Origin of the sequence: Burkholderia sp. THE68 (genome assembly GCF_009938265.1) — a bacterium.
GTDB lineage: Bacteria > Pseudomonadota > Gammaproteobacteria > Burkholderiales > Burkholderiaceae > Caballeronia.
Window position 1 is genome coordinate 1,848,938 of record NZ_AP022315.1, and the last position, 18,608, is coordinate 1,867,545.

The window sequence follows — 18,608 nt, forward strand, 5'->3', positions numbered from 1 at the left end:
GCAGGCGAGCCGATCTTAAAATCGCGGCGGTGCGGCTTTCAACGCGATTTACGTCCCGTTACGGCGGTTACGAAGCGCGTTGCCGCGCGTAATCCGTGTAATGGAACTCGCGAAACGAGGCGGCTGTGCGAATCGCGCGACGAACGCCGCCGCGGTCTGCCTCCGATGGTTGCGTAAGGTAGAATCGACCCAATATTCAAGTCATTCGCACGCGTTCCGAGCCGATCCGGTCTCGAGGGACGCTTCCCGAACCGTTTCACGCGCGCGAGCGCATCCGCTGGCACTCTCTTTCGCATGAACACCGATCGCAACGACGCTCCGGCGCCATCCAATTTCATTCGCAACATCATCGAAGACGACAACCGCTCCGGCAAATGGTCGCAGCGGGTAGAGACGCGCTTCCCGCCTGAGCCGAACGGCTATCTGCACATCGGGCATGCGAAGAGCATCTGCGTGAACTTCGGCCTCGCCGCGGCTTACGGCGGCGTGTGTCACCTGCGCTTCGACGATACGAACCCCGAGAAGGAAAGCGTCGAATACGTCGATTCGATCATCGACGCCGTGACCTGGCTCGGCTTCGACTGGAACAAGGACGGCGCGGAGCACAAGTACTTCGCGAGCGACTACTACGACAAGCTGTACGAGTTCGCCGAGATGCTCATCAAGAAGGGCCAGGCGTACGTGGACAGTCAGACCGCCGAAGAGATGCGCGCGACGCGCGGCTCGGCCACGGAAGCCGGCATCGACTCGCCGTATCGCGAGCGCACGCCCGAAGAGAACCTCGACCTCTTCCGCCGCATGAAGGCGGGCGAGTTCAAGGAAGGCGAGCACGTGCTGCGCGCGAAGATCGACATGGGCTCGCCGAACTTCAACATGCGCGACCCGGTGATCTACCGCATCCGCTTCGCGCATCACTATCGCACGGGCGACACGTGGTGCATCTACCCGATGTACGACTACGCGCACTGCGTGTCGGACGCGATCGAGAACATCACGCACTCGCTGTGCACGCTGGAGTTCGAAGATCATCGGCCGCTCTACGACTGGTTCCTCGCGCAGCTCGCGGACGACGGCGTGTTTGAGCGTCCGCTGCCGCAGCAGATCGAATTCTCGCGCCTGAACCTCACGTACGCGATCACGAGCAAGCGCAAGCTGTTGCAGCTCGTGCAGGACAATCACGTCGACGGCTGGGACGATCCGCGCATGCCGACCATCGTCGGCGTGCGCCGGCGCGGCTTCACGCCGGAAAGCATCCGCCTGATGGTCGAGCGTGTCGGCGTCACGAAGGTCGATTCGTGGATCGACATGAGCGTGCTCGAAGGCGCACTGCGCGATGATCTCGACGAGAAAGCCCCGCGCGCGATCGCGGTGCTCGATCCGTTGAAGCTCATCATCGACAACTATCCGGAAGGACAGAGCGAGCCGTGCAGCGCGCCGGTGCATCCTCATCATCCGGATCGCGGCGTGCGCGCGTTCCCGTTCTCGCGTGAACTGTGGATCGAGCGCGAGGACTTTCAGGAAACGCCGCCGAAGGGCTATTTCCGTCTCTTCCCGGGCAACAAGGTGCGTCTGAAATACGGCTTCATCGTGGAATGCACGGGCGCGGACAAGGACGAAAACGGCAACGTGATCGCCGTGCACTGCAATTACTTCCCGGATAGCAAGTCGGGCACCGAAGGCGCGAACAACTACAAGGTGAAGGGCACGATTCACTGGGTCAGCGCGGCGACCGCGTATGCGGCCGAAGTGCGCCTCTACGACCGTCTCTTCAAGGAGCCGCAGCCCGGCGCGGGCGGCGCGGAATTCCTCGATGCGCTGAACCCGGATTCGAAGCGCGTCGTGAACGCGTATCTCGAGCCGAGCGCGCGCGACGCGAACGCCGAAGACCGCTTCCAGTTCGAGCGCCACGGCTATTTCGTCGCGGACCGGGTCGATTCGCAACCGGGCAAGCCCGTGTTCAATCGCATCGTCAGCCTGCGCGACAGCTGGGGCAAACCGGCCTGACATCGTATCGGGTACGCGGCGCGGCAGTAGATCGCGCTTCTAACGAGGACATCATGAAGCCGCCGCATTCCATCGCGCACCGCTCACGGATGCAACGAAGCGCCGCCCTCGCCGCCTGCCTCGCGCTCGCGTCCGCCGGCGCGCATGCGGCCAACGCCGCCGAGCTCGCCACGGCGCAGGCCGCCGTCGATCAGATGCCGCCTTCCGCGACGCTGCGCAAGATCGCCGAGAACGGCGCGATCGTGCTGGGCACGCGCGAATCGTCGGTGCCGTTCTCGTACTCGGTGAAGCAGCAGCCGGTCGGCTACTCGTACGACATCGCGCTGAAAGTCGTCGACGAAGTCAAGAAGCGCCTCAACATGCCGAATCTCGCGGTGAAGAACGTGCAGGTCACGTCGGCGAACCGCATCTCGTATGTCGTGAACAATCAGGTCGATCTGGAATGCGGCTCGACCGCGCACGTGGCGGAGCGCGATCCGCTCGTCGCGTTCTCGAACAGCTTCTTTCAGTACGGCATCCGCATGGCCGTGAAGAAGAAGTCCGGCATCCGCGATTACGCCGACCTCGCGAACAAGACAGTCGCGACGACGGCGGGCACGTCGGACGAGCGCATGTTGCGGCAGATGAGCATCGACAAGAACCTGAACCTGCGCATCATCAGCGCGCGCGATCACGCGGAAGCGTTCGCCGCGCTGAAGTCGGATCGCGCGGTGGCCTTCGTGATGGACGACCCGCTTCTCTACGGCAAGATCGCGCAGGAAGGCGCCGCGCGCAACGAATACGTGGTGACGGGCGCTTCGCTTGCGAACGAAGCGTACGGCTGCATGATGAGAAAGGGCGACCCGGTGTTCAAGCGCATCGTCGACGATGTGATTGCCAATATGCAGCGCTCGGGCGAGGCCAAGAAGCTCTACGACACCTGGTTCATGCGGCCGATTCCCCCCGATGGCATGAACCTGCAATTCCCGATGTCGGCGGAAATGAAGGCGCTTTTCGCCAATCCCAACGATCGGACGGTTGACTGATTTTGGGGGTTTCGCCGGATCCCGTTAGCGTGTTGGTTGGTTAGCGTTGCCCCTGTGCGGGGCGGCAGTCACTTTCTTTGCTGCTGCAAAGAAAGTAACCAAAGAAAGCAGCTCGAGACGCCCGCGGTCATACGCAATTTGACCACTACTCTCGTTGTTCGTGGGCGCAGTAGCAAGTGCCCTCATAGTCCTAACCGGGCTTGGACCGCGCACGGTCTGACAAGCATAACTTTTAGGGCGCCGGTTCAGCACGAAAGAGCTTCGGCACAGCGCTACGCGCTGCCGTCGGGGTTGCAAGGAAAACCATCGGGACGCACGCGCATCCCCGATTGACCGGTCGGCCGCGAAGCAGGCCGGAGCCGTTTTGTGCTGAACCAGTCCGTTGCGCGGCGCGATGAGTCAGACCGTGCGCGGTCCCCGCCGGGTATGGCCTACGATAGCACTCGCTACTGCCGTGCCCTATGTGTTCGCCTGTGCCGCGGCCGGTGTGAGGCGTTCCGGATGGGACAAGCTGTTTCTTTGGTTACTTTCTTTGCACAGCAGCAAAGAAAGTGACTGCCGCCCCGCACAGGAGCAACGCCAATAAACCAACACGCCAACGGGATCCGGCGACAAACCTAAAGCGCCTCGTGCAGCTCCGCAAGCGACAACGTGGTCTGAAACAGCCGCGCGAGACTGCGGCTCGCGAATGCATCGACTTCCGCCGGACTGACCCAGCGGTACGCATCCATCTCCGGAATCATCGTGCCATCGCTATAGCGCGGGAAGTACGACTCACACACGCAGTCTTCGAGCTGCACTTCCTGCTCGCTCACGCGCACCGCGAAAAGATGCAAATCCTTGTCGCGACGATAAACAAAGCGCCCCAGATCCTTGAGCCGCTCGGCGGCCAACACGATGCCCGTCTCCTCGACAAGCTCGCGCAACGCCGCCTCGCGCGGACTCTCGCCAGGATCGGCGGCGCCCTTGGGCACGTCCCAGTGCGTGGTTTCAGTCGCGTGGCACAGCAGCACGTCACCCTGCGCGTTCAGGATGACCACGCCGCACGATACGCTGCGGCCGGTCATCGATTGCGTTCCCCGTTCATCACTGCTTCTTGAGCTTCCACTTGCCGTCGCTCGCCTTGCAGGCGACCGGCGTCCAGGTCTGCGTCTGCCCTTTCGCCTCCGCGACGATCGTGATCTTGCGGCACTTGAGCCCGTCCGACTCGAAGCTGTTTTGCGGCGTCACCGTGCCGTTGATCGGCACCGTGTTGCCGGCGCCCTTGTTGTCCCAGTCGAGCGATTCGCCGTCCTTCTTCGTATTGAGCGCGACCTGCGCGGCGTTGTTGAGCGCCTGCAAATCACGCTGCTTCATGTAGCTGATCGGCGTGTTGTTCAGAAAGCCGAGATTGGCGGCGGAAGCGGCCGCGCTCACGGCGACGAGCGCGGCAGCCGCGATCGTCCGGATGCAGGCGTGAGCGAACGCTCGATCTCGAATCGGCATGGAGATTCTCCTCGTTGCGATGGTATGTCCGCCCGTGGCCTCGCGCGCAGAGCCGGCCATCGGGTGCAACGAGAATAGCATGATGCGCGGGCGTCGCAGCCCGCACCATCTCAGTTTGCCGTCGACGTCATCTGGTTGATGCCGGTGCCCTTTTGCGCGTCCTTGTCCTTGGCCGGATCGTAGCCGTCCGTGAGCGTATCGAGAAACGCGACGACGTCCCTGATCTCGGCCTCGTCGAGCGCGGGCTTGTCGCCCTTCTTGCGATCGAACGGCGGATCGGTATTGATGTTCGCCCAGTAGCGCTTCGGCAGATCGTCGAACTTGTCGACGACGCCTTTCTTCGAGACCGGATAGAACTTCTCCGGATTGGTGTCGCGCTCGACATAGAAGCGCACCACGTCTTCCAGCTTGTGATAGATGCCGTTGTGGAAGAAGGTCTTGCGCGTCGCGACGTTGCGCAGCGAAGGCGTGCGGAAGATGCCGCAGTACTCGTCCTGGCCCTTCAGGTCGCGCCGCTCCGGACCGCATGCGCCGAGATCATGGAAATGCGGGTTCTGGTTGATCGGCAACGCGCGGTTGCGCGGCACGCCGAGTGCGATCAGGCCGAAGTCGCTGAACTGCGGCGGCGAGCCGTCCTTCGCGCGCTGGCTGATGTGGCACGACGCGCAATTGCCCTTGTTCTCGTCGTTGAAGAGCTGAAGGCCATGCATCTCGGCGTCGTTGAGTCTGACGCGGCCCGCGAGGAACGCGTCGAACTTGCTGGTGTACGGATAGAACTTGGCAGGCGTCTGCTCGAACGCTTCGAGCGACTCCAGCACCGACGCGAACGCACGCTCGTCGCTGTCGAAGACATGGTCGCCGAATGCCTTGCGGAAATCGTCGGCATAGGGCGACGCCTTCACCGCCGCCGCGACCTTGGCGGGCGTGCTGCCCATCTCGAACGACGACAGCAGCGGAATGCGCGCCTGGTCCGATCCGTGATCGACGCGGCCATCCCACGTCAGGCCACCGGTCGGGCCGGCATCGACGCTTTCGTCGCCTTCGTCGTCGGAATCATGGAAGTGGCGCGTGAACGCCGGCACCGACTGCAGGTACCTGAGCGAAGGCACCGCGCGAAAGCCCGGCTGATGCATGTCGTTGCCGCCGAGTTGCACGGACAGCGCGTTGGGCGGACCGAACGCGTGGCCCGGGCTATGACACGACGCGCACGCGAGCTTGCCCGAACCCGACAGCGACGGATCGAAGAACAGCTTCTCGCCGAGCGACGTCATCTGCTTCACATGCGCGAACACGGCCGCGCGCGACTGGGCCTGCGGCGCGGCGGGCGCCTGCGCCGGCGTGCTCGCGTTCGTGGCCGCCGCATGGGAATCGCAGCCGCTCATCGCAGCGGATATTGCGATGAACGCAGTGAACGCAGTGAGCGCGAGAGTGCGCAGGACGAACGACGGACGCATCGAAGACATGGACGTGGGGCATCGGAATTGAAAGATGCCGAAGCGTATGTCGCACGTGTGTCTTTCATGTGACAAGCCGGGACGCGCTGATGCCGGACCCATTGTCCGAAATTTATTAAGCGAACATTACGCAAGCGAAAGCCTTATTACATGGCCGCGTCAACTTGCGTTGCGACACTGCGCACGCCGGCGTCAAAGGCTTTCCGACGACGAAACCCGCGTCATGCGCCGGTCCCCAACACAAGAGAGAAACCTCAATGAACAAGAAACTCGTTTGCGCGGTGCCGCTCGCGGCCACTGTTGCATTCGGCCTCTACGCATGCGGCGGCGACGATCATCAGGACAGCGATATCTCGTCGGTGAAGAACGTCGTCGTGATCTACGCGGAAAACCGCAGCTTCGACAATCTCTACGGGCACTTTCCCGGCGCGAACGGCCTGCAGAACGTGACGGCGGCGAGCGCGCAACAGCTCGACCGCGACGGCAGCGTGCTGCCCACGCTGCCGAAGATCTGGACCGGCCTGACGGCGACGGGCGTAACGCCCGCGATCACCGAAGCGATGACGGCGAACCTGCCGAACGCGCCCTTCGCGATCGACGATCCCAACGGCTTCAACACGCAGCTCAACGTCACCACGCGCGATCTGTATCACCGCTTCTATGAGAACCAGATGCAGATCGACGGCGGCAAGAACGACAAGTTCGCCGCATGGGGCGATTCGGGCGGTCTCGTGATGGGCCACTACGACACGCCGCCGGACAAGCTGCCGCTCTACAAGATCGCGCAGCAGTACACGCTGGCGGACAACTTCTTCATGGGCGCGTTCGGCGGCTCGTTCCTGAACCACCAGTGGCTCGTCTGCGCCTGCACGCCGGTCTATCCGAACGCCGACAAGAGCGTGGCCGCCAGTTCGATCTCCGCCGTGAACGCCGACGGCGTTTCGCTCAAGCTCGCGAAGGCGGCGGGTTCTGCGCTCACCGGCAACACGCAGGGGCTCTTCGTGAACTCGGGCAACCTCACGCCCGACTTCTTCGCGATCAACACGATGCAGCCGCCGTATCAGCCGAGCGGCAACAAGCCGGCGACGGGCGGCGATCCGAACCTCGCGGACCCGAGCCAGGCCACCACGCTGCCGCCGCAGACGCAGCAGCACATCGGCGATCTGCTGAACAGCGCCGGGGTGAGCTGGGCGTGGTACGGCGGCTCGTGGGGTGCGGCGCTGGCGGACCGTTCGGTCATCAACGGCGCGGTCAACGTGGTGCCTGATTTCCAGACGCACCATCAGCCGTTCAACTATTTCGCCGACCTCGCGCCGGGCACGGCCAACCGCGCGCAGCATCTGCTCGACGGCGGCACCAACGGCTCGGAGTTCATCAAGGCGATCGACGCGGGCACGCTGCCCCAAGTCTCGTTCTACAAGCCGCAGGGCAACCTGAACGAGCACGCCGGTTATACGGATGTCGCGCAGGGCGACCAGCACATCGCCGATCTGATCTCCCATCTGCAGAAGAGTCCGCAGTGGAAGAACATGGTCGTCGTCGTGACCTATGACGAAAACGGCGGCTTCTGGGATCACGTCGCGCCGCCGAAGGGCGACCGCTGGGGTCCGGGCACGCGCATTCCGGCGCTCGTCATCTCGCCGTACGCGAAGAAGGGTTTCGTCGATCACACGCAGTACGACACCACGTCGATCCTGCGCTTCATCACGAAACGCTTCAGCCTGCCGACGCTGCCGGGCATCGCCGCGCGCGACGCCGCGCTGGTGTCGAACGGCGCACAGAAGATGGGCGACCTGACCAACGCGCTCGACTTCTCGCAGTAAGGCGTTCTCGTTCGGCGATGCAAAACGAAACGGGCCGCGGCTGTCACGCCGCGGCCCGTTTTTTTATCGATGCTCAGGCGCCCGCGAAGAGCGTCGCCAGATCGTTCGTGCGCGTCGCGCTCGCCTGCGCGAGCACGCGCTCTTCCAGCTCGTCGAGATGCGTGCGCATAGCGGTGAGCGCGATATCGAGCGCGCCCTCCTCCAATGCATCGACGAGACGTCCGTGTTCGTCCGATGCGCAATTCGACAGCTTGGTCGGATCGAACAGCGCCTTGTAGAGCTCGGTCTTGGCGACGAGCTGGGCGAGAAACGCCTGCACTTCCCGTGCGCCCGCCAGTTCCGCGAGCAGCAGATGAAAATGCCCCGCGAGGCGCACGCAATCCGCGACGCTGCCCGCCTTCACCGCGCGCTGCTCGGCCTTGACATGCGCGCGCAACGCGCGCTTCGCCTGCGCCGACAGCGTGCCGCACAGCGCCGCGACGATGCCCGCCTCGACCACTTGCCGCGCGCGATAGACCTCGCGGATGTCGGCGGGCGTGGGCGACGGCACGAACGCGCCGCGATTGGCTTCGAGCGTGAGCTTGCCTTCGGCGCCGAGCCGCGCCAGCACCTTGCGGATCGTGCCGCGCGTGCAGTCGAAGGCGGCGGCGAGTTCGCGCTCGACGAGCTGCGCGCCGGGCGCGAGCTTGCCGTGCAATAGCGCGGAGCTGATCGCCGCGTAGACGCGCTCGTCGGGCGAGCTTTCGCTCGCGGCTTCGTTCGATGATGTTTCCTTGCGTGATGCCATGATGCCTGTCGTGCTTGCGTTGATTCGCATTGTAGCGAGAGCGCACGCTCGGGCGCGAATTCGGTCTATCAGGTCACGCGTATTTTTGGTTGACCAAACACTGCTAGAATGGTCAACCAAACCGCATGAACCATGGGAGGAATCCATCGCATGAATCCATCGACCTGGATCGTCAACGCACGACCGTTCGGCGGTGCGCCGGCGGATGTGCGCGTCACCGGCACGACCATCGACGCGATCGTTCCCCATGGCGAGCGCACGCCTGCGCCCGGCGATATCGTCGTCGATGCGGCGCTCGCGCTGCTGTTGCCGGGTTTCGTCGAAGGACACACGCATCTGGACAAGACCACGTGGGGCATGCCGTGGTATCGCAACGCGGTCGGGCCGCGTCTCATCGACCGGATCGAGAACGAGCGGCGCTGGCGCGCAGAAAGCGGCCACGACGCCGCGCAGGCGTCGCGCGCGCTGGCGCTCGCGTTCCTGCGCGAAGGCACGACGCGCCTGCGCACGCACGTCGACATCGATACGGATGCGGGCCTGCGTCATCTCGAAGGCGTCTGCGATACCCGCGCCGCGCTCGCCGATGTGCTCGACATGCAGATCGTCGCGTTTCCGCAATCGGGCGTGCTGAAGCGCCCCGGCACGCGTGAGCTGCTCGATGCCGCGCTGGCGAACGGCGCCGATGTGCTCGGCGCGCTCGATCCGTCTTCGATCGACGGCGATCCGGCCGCCTCGCTCGATGTCACGTTCGCGCTCGCGACGAAGCACGGCAAGCCCATCGACATGCATCTGCACGAGCCGGGCGATCTCGGCGCGTTCACATTCGACCTGCTGCTCGATCGCGTCGAGGCGCATGGTTATCAGGGCCACGTCGTGGTGAGCCACGCGTTCTGTCTTGGCGCGCTGCCCGACCCGCGGCGCGGCGCGCTGCTCGAGCGCATCGCGCGCGCGAACGTCGCGCTTCTGACGACCGCGCCCGCATCGGTTCCGGTGCCGTCGTTGCGCGAAGCGCGCGCGGCGGGCGTGACGCTGTTCGGCGGCAACGACGGCATCCGCGACGCATGGACGCCCTTCGGTTCGCCCGACATGCTCGAACGCGCGATGCTGATCGCGATGCGCTACGACCTGCGCCGCGACGACGATCTCGCCGCCGCGTTCGATTGCGTGTCGATCGACGCGGCCCGCGCCTGCGGCTTCGCGGACTACGGCCTCGCGCCGGGCATGCGCGCAGACCTCGTGCTCGTCGATGCGGACACGGTCGCGCAGGCCGTCGCGATGCGCCCGCCGCGCCGCTTCGTGATGGCGAACGGCACACCGGTTTCATCGGAGTTCACGCGATGAACCCGCGCGCATCGAACCTGGCGTGGCTCGCGGTGATCGTCGCGATCGGGCTGAATCTGCGGCCGCTGCTGACGTCGGTGAGTCCGCTGATGGGCGTGATCCTGTCGGCGACGGGGCTGTCGTTTCGCGGCGCGTCGATGCTGACCGGACTGCCCGTCGTCGCGATGGGCGTATGCGCGTTCGGCGCGAGCGCGCTGTCGAAGGCGATCGGCAACGGGCGCGGCGTCGCGATCGGGCTCGTGGCGATCGTCGTGGCGTGCGCGGGCCGCTGGTTCGCCGGGAACGCGGCTGCGCTGATCGTGAGCGCGGCGATTGCGGGCACGGGCGTCGCAGTCATTCAGGCGCTTTTGCCCGGCGTGATGAAGACGCGCTTCGCCGCGCGCCTGCCCTTCGCGATGGGTCTCTATTCGGCATCGATCATGGCGGGCGGCGGACTCGGCGCGAGCATCACGCCGGCGCTCGCGTCGCGTGTGTCGTGGCAGGCGGGCCTGGCGTTCTGGGCGATGCCCGCGCTGCTCGCGCTCGCGGTGTGGATGCTCCTGATGCGCGCCGATGCTTTGCCTCGCGTCTCATCGACGCGAAATGCGAAGCCCATGCCGTCGCTCTTTCTCAATCGTCGCGCGTGGACGCTCGGGATTTTCTTCGGGCTCGTCAACGGCGGTTATACGTGCCTCGTCGCGTGGATGCCCGCGTACTACCAGCAACTCGGCCGCGGCGTGACCGAAAGCGGCACGCTGCTCGCGATGCTCACGGTGTTTCAGGCGTCATCCGCGTTGCTGTTGCCGATGGCGGCGTCGCATTTCGGACGTGGCCGGGATCGGCGTCCGTGGCTGGCGCTCGGCCTCGTCGCGCAATTGTGCGGCTTCGGTCTGCTGCTGTTCGCGCCGCTTTCCGCGCCGATCGCGGCGGTCGCGCTGCTGGGCGGCGGGCTCGGCGGCGTCTTTGCGCTCACGCTCGTGCTGACGCTCGATCACGCCGACGACCCCGCACTCGCCGCGCGGCTCGTCGCGTTCGTGCAGGGCGTGGGCTTCGTCATCGCGGCGCTGGCGCCGGTCGCGGCGGGCGTCGTGCGCGATGTGAGCGGCGGTTTCTCGATGTCGTGGATGATGCTCGCCGCGAGCCTCGTCGCGATGATCGCGCTCAATGTCGTGTTCGGGCCGCGCAGCTATGCGCGCGCGATGCGGCCGCGCGAGGACGGGCTCAGCGCACCGCAAGACACGCGAAAAATTCGTCGAGCAGATCGGTCATCTGCCATACGGGACACGGGCGGCGACAATGTCCGTCGTAGCCCGCTTCCTTGAGACGCGCGATCGGCTCTTCGGGCAGGAAGCCGCTCATCGCTATGATGAGACGACGCGCATCGTCGTCGGCGTCGCGTAGCGCGCGAACCAGCGCGTAGTTGCCGCAGCCGCCGATGCGCGTGTCGAGAAAGAGCACATGCGGACGCCATTCCTCGACGATGACTCTGACCGATGTCGCATCGAGCGCGAGTTGCGCCGGAAAGCCCTTCAGCTCGAACAGTGACGCAAGCGAGGCGCCGAGCACGCGCTCCGAAAGCGCGAGCAGCACGCGCCGCGATTCCGGAGGCAGGCGCGATTGCTTGCGGTTCCATAGCGAGCATTGCGCCGGGCTGGTTTCGTATGCTCGATTGTTCAAATCATCCCTCTTGAGTCGATCCGGCCTGTTGCCGTCACCGTTGTGGCGCACCACGCGCCACGGTGATGCATCGGCGCACTGCGGATGGGCGGCGCGATTGCTTGTACGAGATGGTTAATTTTGCCGATGCGTTGCGGGGCGCCGGACTACGGGAGATCGGGCGCGCACGCGGGTGGGAGAGGGGCAGGAAGTGGGCCAGCAAAGCAAAAAGCCCAGTCGCAAAGACTGGGCTCGACGCGGGTATCTGGCCCGCCCTAAGCGGCTGACGCGACGGCGCGGACGCAGGCTTAGCTTCCTTGCAACTGCTGGTGAGTCTTTGGCGCTACGCCGCTATCAACAAGTTCTTCGATCACATGCTGTTCGGTGGCGTCCATCGGGCGCAACGAGGGACGCGCCTCCTTGAAAAACTCCATCGACAACTTCGCACTCGCAAGTGCAAGGGACAAGGCAGCGTCAACGCGTTCTAGCCGCATCGCTTGTTCGTCGCAGAGTGATTGCCTTTGATGTGTGACCGTCTCTTGCGCTCGCTTGATGCTGGCAGCTATCTGGCCAATTCGGTGGTCGATGCTAACAGCCCCGGTTACGGTAAGAACTTTTCTTTTACCCATGCTCGCTCCTGTGTGAAGCCCTGAGCCGCACCCTTCGAATGAAGGGGGCGGGCGGGAACAGTGACAAGGTTGGCAGACCGGGACCAATACGACCATACCGGCAACCCTTTCGGGTTCCCTGCCACGTCCCGCCCATAGGCGCGACAAAGCAACGTGCTTCCTTGGTCCGAGGGCGCACGCGATCTCTAGCTGCACTTCTTGTCAAAGCGCAGCTAACGTAAGCCCACATTGCGTGGGCTCACGGGTCGTTACATCTGGTCACCAGGCTGCCAAGCCCGTCCCAGCGCAACCACGCGCCGGACTTCACAGAATACGGTATGACTCCGCGCCGCCGATTCTACGGCAATGTCAAAGTTTGTCTTCGTCGCGCGAAGCACGGCCTAACCAAAACCGCTGAGCATTCGGGCCACCTGACGTTGCCGAATTCGACTACACGAAGCCCAGAAAGCAAAAAGCCCGATCGCGAGAACCGGGCTATGTCTTTGATTCTACTGGCCCGCCCTACACGACTCGAACGTGTGACCTACGGCTTAGAAGGCCGTTGCTCTATCCAGCTGAGCTAAGGGCGGAGAACCGGAACGCGCGGCCGGAACAACGAAGCAGCCGCGGATCAGAAGAGACGGCGATTTTACCTCATTCGCCGCCCCGCTTGTCCCGGCTTCATCACACCGGTTGCGGATGCATCATGAACCAGCCGAAGAAGAAGATGCCCGCGATCACGCAATACACGCCGAACGACGCGAGCTTGCCGTGCCCTTCGAAGTAGCGCATCAGGAAACGCACGCTCAGATACGCCGCGATGCCGGTCAGCACGCCGCCCAGTACCGCATCGGCCAGTTGTCCCGGCGCGTGCAACAGCTTCGGCAGTTCGAGCACGCCCGCCGCGAAGATGATCGGCGTGCCGAGCAGGAACGAGAATTCCGCCGCCGCCTCGGCCGTGAGTCCCGCGCCGACGCCCGCGATCATCGTCAGACCGCTGCGCGAAAAGCCCGGAATCAGCGCGCCGATCTGCGCCAGGCCGACCAGGAACGCCTGCTTGAACGTGAGCTTGTCGGGTGCCTGCATCGCGCGGCGCTTTTGCAAACGGTCGCCCAGCCACAACAGCACGCCGTTGACGATCAGCGCCGCCGCGACGATCCGCAAATCGTGAAAAAGTGCCTCGAGCCGCTTTTCGAGCAGCAGCCCGACAATACCCGTCGGAATCGTGCCGATGATGAGCGCCCACATCATGTGACCGTCATCGTTCCTGCGGCCGCCGAGCGATGCGAAGAAGCCGCGGATCAGCGCGATCCAGCGTGTGCGGAAATACCAGAGCAGCGCGATGGCGGTGCCCAGATGCAGCGCGACGAGAAATGGCAGCAGTTGCGGCGCATGCTTGTCGATATGCATGCCGATCAGGCCGGGGACGAGCAGCGTATGCCCGAGGCTGCTGACCGGAAAGAGTTCGGTCACGCCCTGGAGCACGCTCAAGAATACGAGAAACCACAGAGTCACGCGTCGGTCCTTTTTTGAGGAGGATGAGGGACGCGCCGTGCAGTTCCATCCCTCGCGCACGCGAAGACGAACGGGGCGGACGGGAATCTGGAACAGGAAGGAAAAGCGATACGGCGCGCAAACGGGACCGATTATGCCGGTGGCGAAATCGAGCGCCAAGCGCTAACCGCACACAAATTGCGCCGACAGTCGATCGTCGGCAAAACGAAGAAATATCGAAAGCTGAATATAAGCGGTACGAAAGAAACTACGCGTACGGCGCTGCCGAACCGCGTTCGTCCGTCAGACCTTCAGCTTGTAGAGAAAGATTGCCGTGCTCGCGCCGAAGAGGCCGAACATCGCGACGCCCATTGCCATCGCCAGATCCATGGTCACTCCCTGTCCGTCTGATTCCCAACACACGGGCCATATAACAACATATTGCAAAGACCTTGCTCAGTCGCAATTTCCCGCAAAGGGTTTTTCCGTACAGAATTCCAAGGCAGAATCGTCGATTGCGGGTCGCGCAGTGCGACGCGCGGCGACAAGCCACTCAACGGAGCGTCCTGCCATCATGTCACCGGAAACCGACATCATCGAAATCGAGCGCGACGGCGCCGCCATCCAGCTCGCGCCGCGCGCGGGCGGCCGGCTCATGACCTGGCGCGTCGGCGGCGAGCCGGTCGTGCACTGGCCCGACGCACCCGACTGGTCAAACCCGGCGAAGATCCGCGGCGGCAATCCGCTGCTCTTTCCGTTCCTCGGGCGGCATTTCGTCGATGGCGAAATCGGCAAATGGCGCGATCCGGAAGGCGTCGTGCATGCGCTGCCGACTCACGGCTTCGCGCGCAACCTGCCCTTCTCCTGCACCCGCGACGCCGACGGCCACGGTCTGCGCATGACGCTCGTCGACAGCGACGCCACCCGCGACGGCTATCCGTTCGCGTTCCGCTTCGAGGCGGCGTACCGCATCGTCGACGGCAACACGCTCGAAGTCGAGCTCACGACGTCGAATCCCGGCGAAGTCGCGCTGCCCTGGTACGCGGGGCATCACTTCTACTTTCATCTGCCGCACGGCCAGCGCGCGCAAAGCAGTGTCGAGCTGCCGCGCACCGAGCGGCGCCGACAACTGCCGGACGGCTCGATCAGCGACGCCGAGCCGGGTCTGCCGCGCTATTCGCTGGCCGATGCGAGCATCGTCGATACGTTTCACTGCCTCACGCGCCAGTCCGATGAGCCGATGCTACTGAACCTGCCCGGCCGCACGGTCAACTTCGAGCTGCATCAGCCGGATTCGGTGCCGTGGTACGCGGTCACGACCTGGACCGAAGCCGACACGTCGGACTTCTATTGCGTCGAGCCGTGGATCGGCCTGCCCGACGCCATCCACAACGGCCGCGGGCTGCGCTGGCTCGCGCCGGGCAAGACCGAGACGGCCTCGCTCCGGCTCGTCGTCGCAGCCGACAAGTAAGACCGAGCCGCCCGCGCCAGGCGGCTTTCTGTCCGGGGAAACCCGAGACGGTAAAATCCTGCCTTTCGGTTCGCCGCGCGGCCGTGTCGTGCACGGCTCGCGGCGGTGCTTTGCGAGGTCAGGTTTGCAAAAAACAATTCGACGGCTCGTCTGCGCATCGCTCATCGCAGTCCTGGCCGCTTGCGGAACGGGGCCGGTCGCGCCGGGCTTTTATCGGGTGGAGCGCGGCGACACGCTCTCAAAGATCGCGCGCGAGAACCGCACCACGGTGGCGAGTCTCAAGCGCTGGAACGGGCTCACGAATCCCGACGCGATCGAGGTCGGCCAGGTGCTGCGCATCGCGCCGCCGGCGGGCAGCGCGACAGCGGCGGATTCATCGGCGGCGGGTGCAGCGGGTGCCACAGGTGCAGCAGGCAGCGCGAAGAGCGATGCCAGCGCGCAAGCCTCATCGCAGAAGGCCGGACCGGGCGTGACGCTCGTCTGGCCGGCGCAGGGCAGCGTCATTCGCAGCTTCGACGGCAAGAATTCGAAGGGCATCGACATCGCCAATGCGGCGGGCACGCCCGTCGTCGCTGCCGCGACCGGCAATGTCGTCTATGCGGGCAACGGCCTGCGCGGCTACGGCAACATGCTGATCGTCAAGCACGACGACGATTATCTGACCGCCTACGCCCACAATCGCGTGCTGCTGGTCAAGGAAGGTCAGACCGTGCAGCAGGGCCAGCAAATCGCCGAAATGGGCGATACCGACAGCAATCGCACGATGCTGCATTTCGAAGTGCGCTACATGGGCCGCTCGGCGGACCCGGCGCGCTACCTTCCGCCGCGTTGAACGCCCGGCGGACGTTACAAGGAAGATCGATGAGATTGACGAAGAGGATGAACACGGCCGCGCTCGGCGCGGCGCTGGCGCTGACCGGCGCGCTCGCCGGCTGCGCCCACACGACGACGATGACCTATCTGCCTTCCGGCGATACCGGCTTCGCGGTCAATTGCAGTGGCAGCGACGCGAGCACGAGCTGGGCGGCCTGCTACAAGCAGGCGGGCGAAACGTGCGGCGCGTATGGGTACGACGTGATTTCGAAGGATGCCGACAATGGCGCGACCGCGGGCGGGTCCGTCGGCGGGATTTTCGGGGCGAACATCAAGAACCGCTCGATGGTGATCCGCTGCAAGCAGTGACGCTCGCAGCATCAGGCGTCGGCGGTATCGTCCTCGCCGCCTGATCGGGTCGGCGTGCGCCAGTGCCCCGACAACGGATCGATATGCGCGGCAAACGCAACGAGCGATGCCACGCCAAGCGGCGCAACGGCGGCAAAAGCCCACAGCAGATTCATGGCAGATACATTTTGAAACAAGTCTGCCGATGATACATGCCCGGCAAAAACCTCGCTCAAACGAGTCTTCTGAACTGTGCGGCAGGTAGCGTTTGCCGAGTCTGCCCCGGGAACGTTCTTGCATCCCGTTACGCTCGGAAACAAGCCCATACACTCGCGCGCGGCGGATATTCCTAGACTGGCCTGAGCCCGCGTCGATCTCCGCGCGAACAACAGTCGATGCGGGTCAGAAGCCCCGGTGTGCCCGCATCGGGGCTTCGCCTTTTGTGGTCGACGAAGAATTACTGCGGCTTTGCGGGCGGCTCGATCATCGAAGGCGGCGTCATGTCCGTGGGCACGCCCTTGTAGTCGGGCGGATCCTGCGGCGGATGCTTGTGCTGCGGTTCGGCGCAGGCGGCAAGCCCGAGCGCGACGAATGCGGCACAAAGAAAGGCGGAAACGATACGCGGCATGAGACTCCCGGACGAGCGTCGAAAAGACAAAGGGGTTACAAGCCGTAACTTGTAACCCCTTCGTGTATCGTGGTCGGAGCGAAAGGATTCGAACCTTCGACCCTCTGATCCCAAATCAGATGCGCTACCAGGCTGCGCTACGCTCCGTCGAGCCGCGAATTGTAGCGTGCCTCATGCGCCGCCGCAAGCATGCGTATCCTGTCGAAGCCGCGACAACGAACCTCATCACCGGGAGACAATCGATGAACCTCATTCTCTGGCGTCACGCCGAAGCGGAAGATCAGGCGTCGAGCGATCTCGCGCGACAGCTCACGCCGCGCGGACGCAAACAGGCGCAGGGCATCGCCAAGTGGCTGAAGTCGCGCATCGACGACGACGCCGTGCTGCTCGCGAGCCCCGCCACGCGCACCATTCAGACCGCCGAAGCCTTCGGCGACCGCTACCGCGTGATCGACGCGCTCGCGCCGGGCGAAAGCGCGCAGGCCGTGCTCGATGCCGCCGGCTGGCCCGATGGCGTCGCGGAAACGGTCGTCGTGATCGGGCATCAGCCGACACTCGGCCGCGTCGCCGCGCTGCTTTTTACCGGTCACGAAGCGGAGTGGTCGATCAAAAAATCTGGCATCTGGTGGTTTCAGGGGCGCACGCGCGGCGGCGACGGCCACGTCGTGCTGCGCGCGGTGATCAATCCGGACCTGCTCTGAGCGTCGACGAGGGAGCGTTAGCGCGCGTGCATGCCCGTGTCGTTTCATCGAAACGTCATTGCGATGCCATGCGAGCGTCACCGCGCGTTACTACATTGGCGAGGACTTGAAGCCACAGCCACGTCCTGTCGAGGAACGCCAATGCAAGATCTGCCGACGCCTGTCCTGCAACGCGGAGCATCATCGCTCTCGCTCGATTCGCGCCGCCACCTTCCACGCACGTCGGAAACCATCGCGGGCCGCGAGCGCCTGCAAGTCGCGTGGGCGCGCGACGACGACGCCCTGCGCGACGCCCAGCGCCTGCGCTATCGCGTGTTCTCGGAAGAAATGGGCGCGCGCCTTTCCGGCCCCGCCGGACTTGATGTCGATGCATTCGACGCCTACTGCGATCACCTGCTCGTGCGCGATCTCGACACGCTGCAGGTGGTCGGCACCTATCGCGTGCTGCCGCCGCATCAGGCCGCGCGCATCGGCCGTCTGTACGCCGAAAGCGAGTTCGACGTATCGCGCCTGACGCATCTGCGGCCGAAGCTCGTCGAAGTGGGCCGTTCGTGCGTGCATCCCGACTATCGCAACGGCGCGGTGATCATGTCGCTGTGGGGCGGCCTCGCCGCCTACATGATGCAGAACGGCTACGAAACGATGCTCGGCTGCGCGAGCGTCGGCATGATCGACGGCGGGCACTATGCGGCGAACCTGTACTGCTCGCTGCCCGCCGATGCGCTCACCGCGCCCGAATACCGCGCCTTCCCGCACACGCCGCTGCCGGTCGAGGAGCTGCGCACGGGTGCGAACGTGAGCGCGCCGCCGCTCGTGAAGGGTTATCTGCGTCTGGGCGCGAAGATCTGCGGCGCGCCGGCCTGGGATCCGGACTTCAATACCGCCGACTTCCTCACGCTCTTCCGTCTCTCCGAGATCAACGCGCGTTACGCGCGGCACTTCATCGGCGACATGCAGGGACGTTGAAGTCCTGAAACGACGAGGCCCCAGC

Annotated in this window: 19 protein-coding genes and 2 tRNA genes; 10 read left to right on the forward strand and 11 right to left on the reverse strand. The window is 64.6% G+C overall.

The window, feature by feature from the left end; genetic code table 11:
• The first annotated feature begins 294 nt into the window (after positions 1-294).
• Positions 295-2,004, forward strand: a complete 1,710-nt coding sequence (locus BTHE68_RS08740; RefSeq protein ID WP_162065992.1) for a glutamine--tRNA ligase/YqeY domain fusion protein — start codon at positions 295-297, stop codon at positions 2,002-2,004.
• A 53-nt stretch (positions 2,005-2,057) separates the two neighbouring features.
• Positions 2,058-3,029 carry a transporter substrate-binding domain-containing protein gene (locus BTHE68_RS08745; RefSeq protein WP_162065993.1) on the forward strand — a complete coding sequence of 324 codons (972 nt, stop codon included), beginning with the start codon at positions 2,058-2,060 and terminating at the stop codon, positions 3,027-3,029.
• Between the two features lie 617 nt (positions 3,030-3,646).
• Here the strand turns inward: BTHE68_RS08745 and BTHE68_RS08750 are convergent.
• From BTHE68_RS08750 to BTHE68_RS08760, 3 genes are all read right to left on the reverse strand, one after another.
• Positions 3,647-4,096 (reverse strand): NUDIX hydrolase, encoded by a 450-nt coding sequence (locus BTHE68_RS08750; protein ID WP_162065994.1) that lies wholly within the window; start codon positions 4,094-4,096, stop codon positions 3,647-3,649.
• A 19-nt stretch (positions 4,097-4,115) separates the two neighbouring features.
• Entirely contained in the window at positions 4,116-4,514 is a 399-nt protein-coding gene (locus BTHE68_RS08755; protein ID WP_162065995.1) for an RT0821/Lpp0805 family surface protein, read from the reverse strand.
• Between the two features lie 110 nt (positions 4,515-4,624).
• On the reverse strand, positions 4,625-5,977 hold the full coding sequence (locus BTHE68_RS08760) for a cytochrome-c peroxidase (RefSeq protein ID WP_162065996.1): 1,353 nt from the start codon (positions 5,975-5,977) through the stop codon (positions 4,625-4,627).
• Between the two features lie 248 nt (positions 5,978-6,225).
• On the opposite strand from BTHE68_RS08760, the gene BTHE68_RS08765 reads away from it, so the two are divergent.
• Entirely contained in the window at positions 6,226-7,791 is a 1,566-nt protein-coding gene (locus tag BTHE68_RS08765; RefSeq protein ID WP_162065997.1) for an acid phosphatase, read from the forward strand.
• A gap of 73 nt (positions 7,792-7,864) precedes the next feature.
• Here the strand turns inward: BTHE68_RS08765 and BTHE68_RS08770 are convergent, their stop codons facing one another.
• Positions 7,865-8,578, reverse strand: coding sequence for a GntR family transcriptional regulator (locus BTHE68_RS08770; RefSeq protein ID WP_162065998.1), 714 nt, complete (start codon positions 8,576-8,578; stop codon positions 7,865-7,867).
• A gap of 150 nt (positions 8,579-8,728) precedes the next feature.
• Between BTHE68_RS08770 and BTHE68_RS08775 the strand changes: the two genes are divergently transcribed.
• Entirely contained in the window at positions 8,729-9,919 is a 1,191-nt protein-coding gene (locus BTHE68_RS08775) for an amidohydrolase family protein (RefSeq protein WP_162065999.1), read from the forward strand.
• Entirely contained in the window at positions 9,916-11,220 is a 1,305-nt protein-coding gene (locus tag BTHE68_RS08780; protein ID WP_162066000.1) for a cyanate transporter, read from the forward strand. Before BTHE68_RS08775 ends, BTHE68_RS08780 begins: the two co-directional genes overlap by 4 nt.
• Here the strand turns inward: BTHE68_RS08780 and BTHE68_RS08785 are convergent.
• From BTHE68_RS08785 to BTHE68_RS08800, 4 genes are all read right to left on the reverse strand, one after another.
• On the reverse strand, positions 11,120-11,575 hold the full coding sequence (locus tag BTHE68_RS08785) for a response regulator (protein WP_162066001.1): 456 nt from the start codon (positions 11,573-11,575) through the stop codon (positions 11,120-11,122). The two genes, BTHE68_RS08780 and BTHE68_RS08785, sit on opposite strands and share 101 nt — an antisense overlap.
• A 287-nt stretch (positions 11,576-11,862) precedes the next feature.
• Positions 11,863-12,183 (reverse strand): hypothetical protein, encoded by a 321-nt coding sequence (locus tag BTHE68_RS08790; RefSeq protein WP_162066002.1) that lies wholly within the window; start codon positions 12,181-12,183, stop codon positions 11,863-11,865.
• 492 nt (positions 12,184-12,675) lie between these two features.
• Positions 12,676-12,752, reverse strand: a tRNA-Arg gene (locus BTHE68_RS08795).
• Positions 12,753-12,846: 94 nt separating this feature from the next.
• A complete protein-coding gene (locus BTHE68_RS08800; RefSeq protein ID WP_162066003.1) occupies positions 12,847-13,677 on the reverse strand; it encodes an undecaprenyl-diphosphate phosphatase in 831 nt (276 codons plus the stop codon).
• Between the two features lie 553 nt (positions 13,678-14,230).
• On the opposite strand from BTHE68_RS08800, the gene BTHE68_RS08805 reads away from it, so the two are divergent.
• From BTHE68_RS08805 to BTHE68_RS08815, 3 genes are all read left to right on the forward strand, one after another.
• A complete protein-coding gene (locus BTHE68_RS08805) occupies positions 14,231-15,127 on the forward strand; it encodes an aldose epimerase family protein (RefSeq protein WP_162066004.1) in 897 nt (298 codons plus the stop codon).
• Between the two features lie 124 nt (positions 15,128-15,251).
• Entirely contained in the window at positions 15,252-15,959 is a 708-nt protein-coding gene (locus BTHE68_RS08810) for a peptidoglycan DD-metalloendopeptidase family protein (protein WP_162066005.1), read from the forward strand.
• Positions 15,960-15,988: 29 nt separating this feature from the next.
• Positions 15,989-16,309: a hypothetical protein gene (locus tag BTHE68_RS08815; protein ID WP_061179043.1), complete on the forward strand. Its 321-nt coding sequence runs from the start codon at positions 15,989-15,991 to the stop codon at positions 16,307-16,309.
• Positions 16,310-16,320: 11 nt separating this feature from the next.
• Here BTHE68_RS08815 and BTHE68_RS08820 read toward each other — a convergent pair whose 3' ends face one another.
• From BTHE68_RS08820 to BTHE68_RS08830, 3 genes are all read right to left on the reverse strand, one after another.
• On the reverse strand, positions 16,321-16,524 hold the full coding sequence (locus tag BTHE68_RS08820) for a hypothetical protein (RefSeq protein WP_162064596.1): 204 nt from the start codon (positions 16,522-16,524) through the stop codon (positions 16,321-16,323).
• Between the two features lie 221 nt (positions 16,525-16,745).
• On the reverse strand, positions 16,746-16,916 hold the full coding sequence (locus BTHE68_RS08825) for a hypothetical protein (protein WP_160147498.1): 171 nt from the start codon (positions 16,914-16,916) through the stop codon (positions 16,746-16,748).
• Between the two features lie 70 nt (positions 16,917-16,986).
• Positions 16,987-17,063 (reverse strand) — tRNA-Pro (locus BTHE68_RS08830).
• A 95-nt stretch (positions 17,064-17,158) separates the two neighbouring features.
• Between BTHE68_RS08830 and BTHE68_RS08835 the strand changes: the two genes are divergently transcribed.
• Both BTHE68_RS08835 and BTHE68_RS08840 read left to right on the forward strand, forming a co-directional pair.
• On the forward strand, positions 17,159-17,617 hold the full coding sequence (locus tag BTHE68_RS08835) for a SixA phosphatase family protein (RefSeq protein ID WP_162066006.1): 459 nt from the start codon (positions 17,159-17,161) through the stop codon (positions 17,615-17,617).
• Between the two features lie 141 nt (positions 17,618-17,758).
• Positions 17,759-18,583, forward strand: a complete 825-nt coding sequence (locus tag BTHE68_RS08840) for a GNAT family N-acetyltransferase (RefSeq protein ID WP_162066007.1) — start codon at positions 17,759-17,761, stop codon at positions 18,581-18,583.
• Positions 18,584-18,608: the final 25 nt, after the last annotated feature.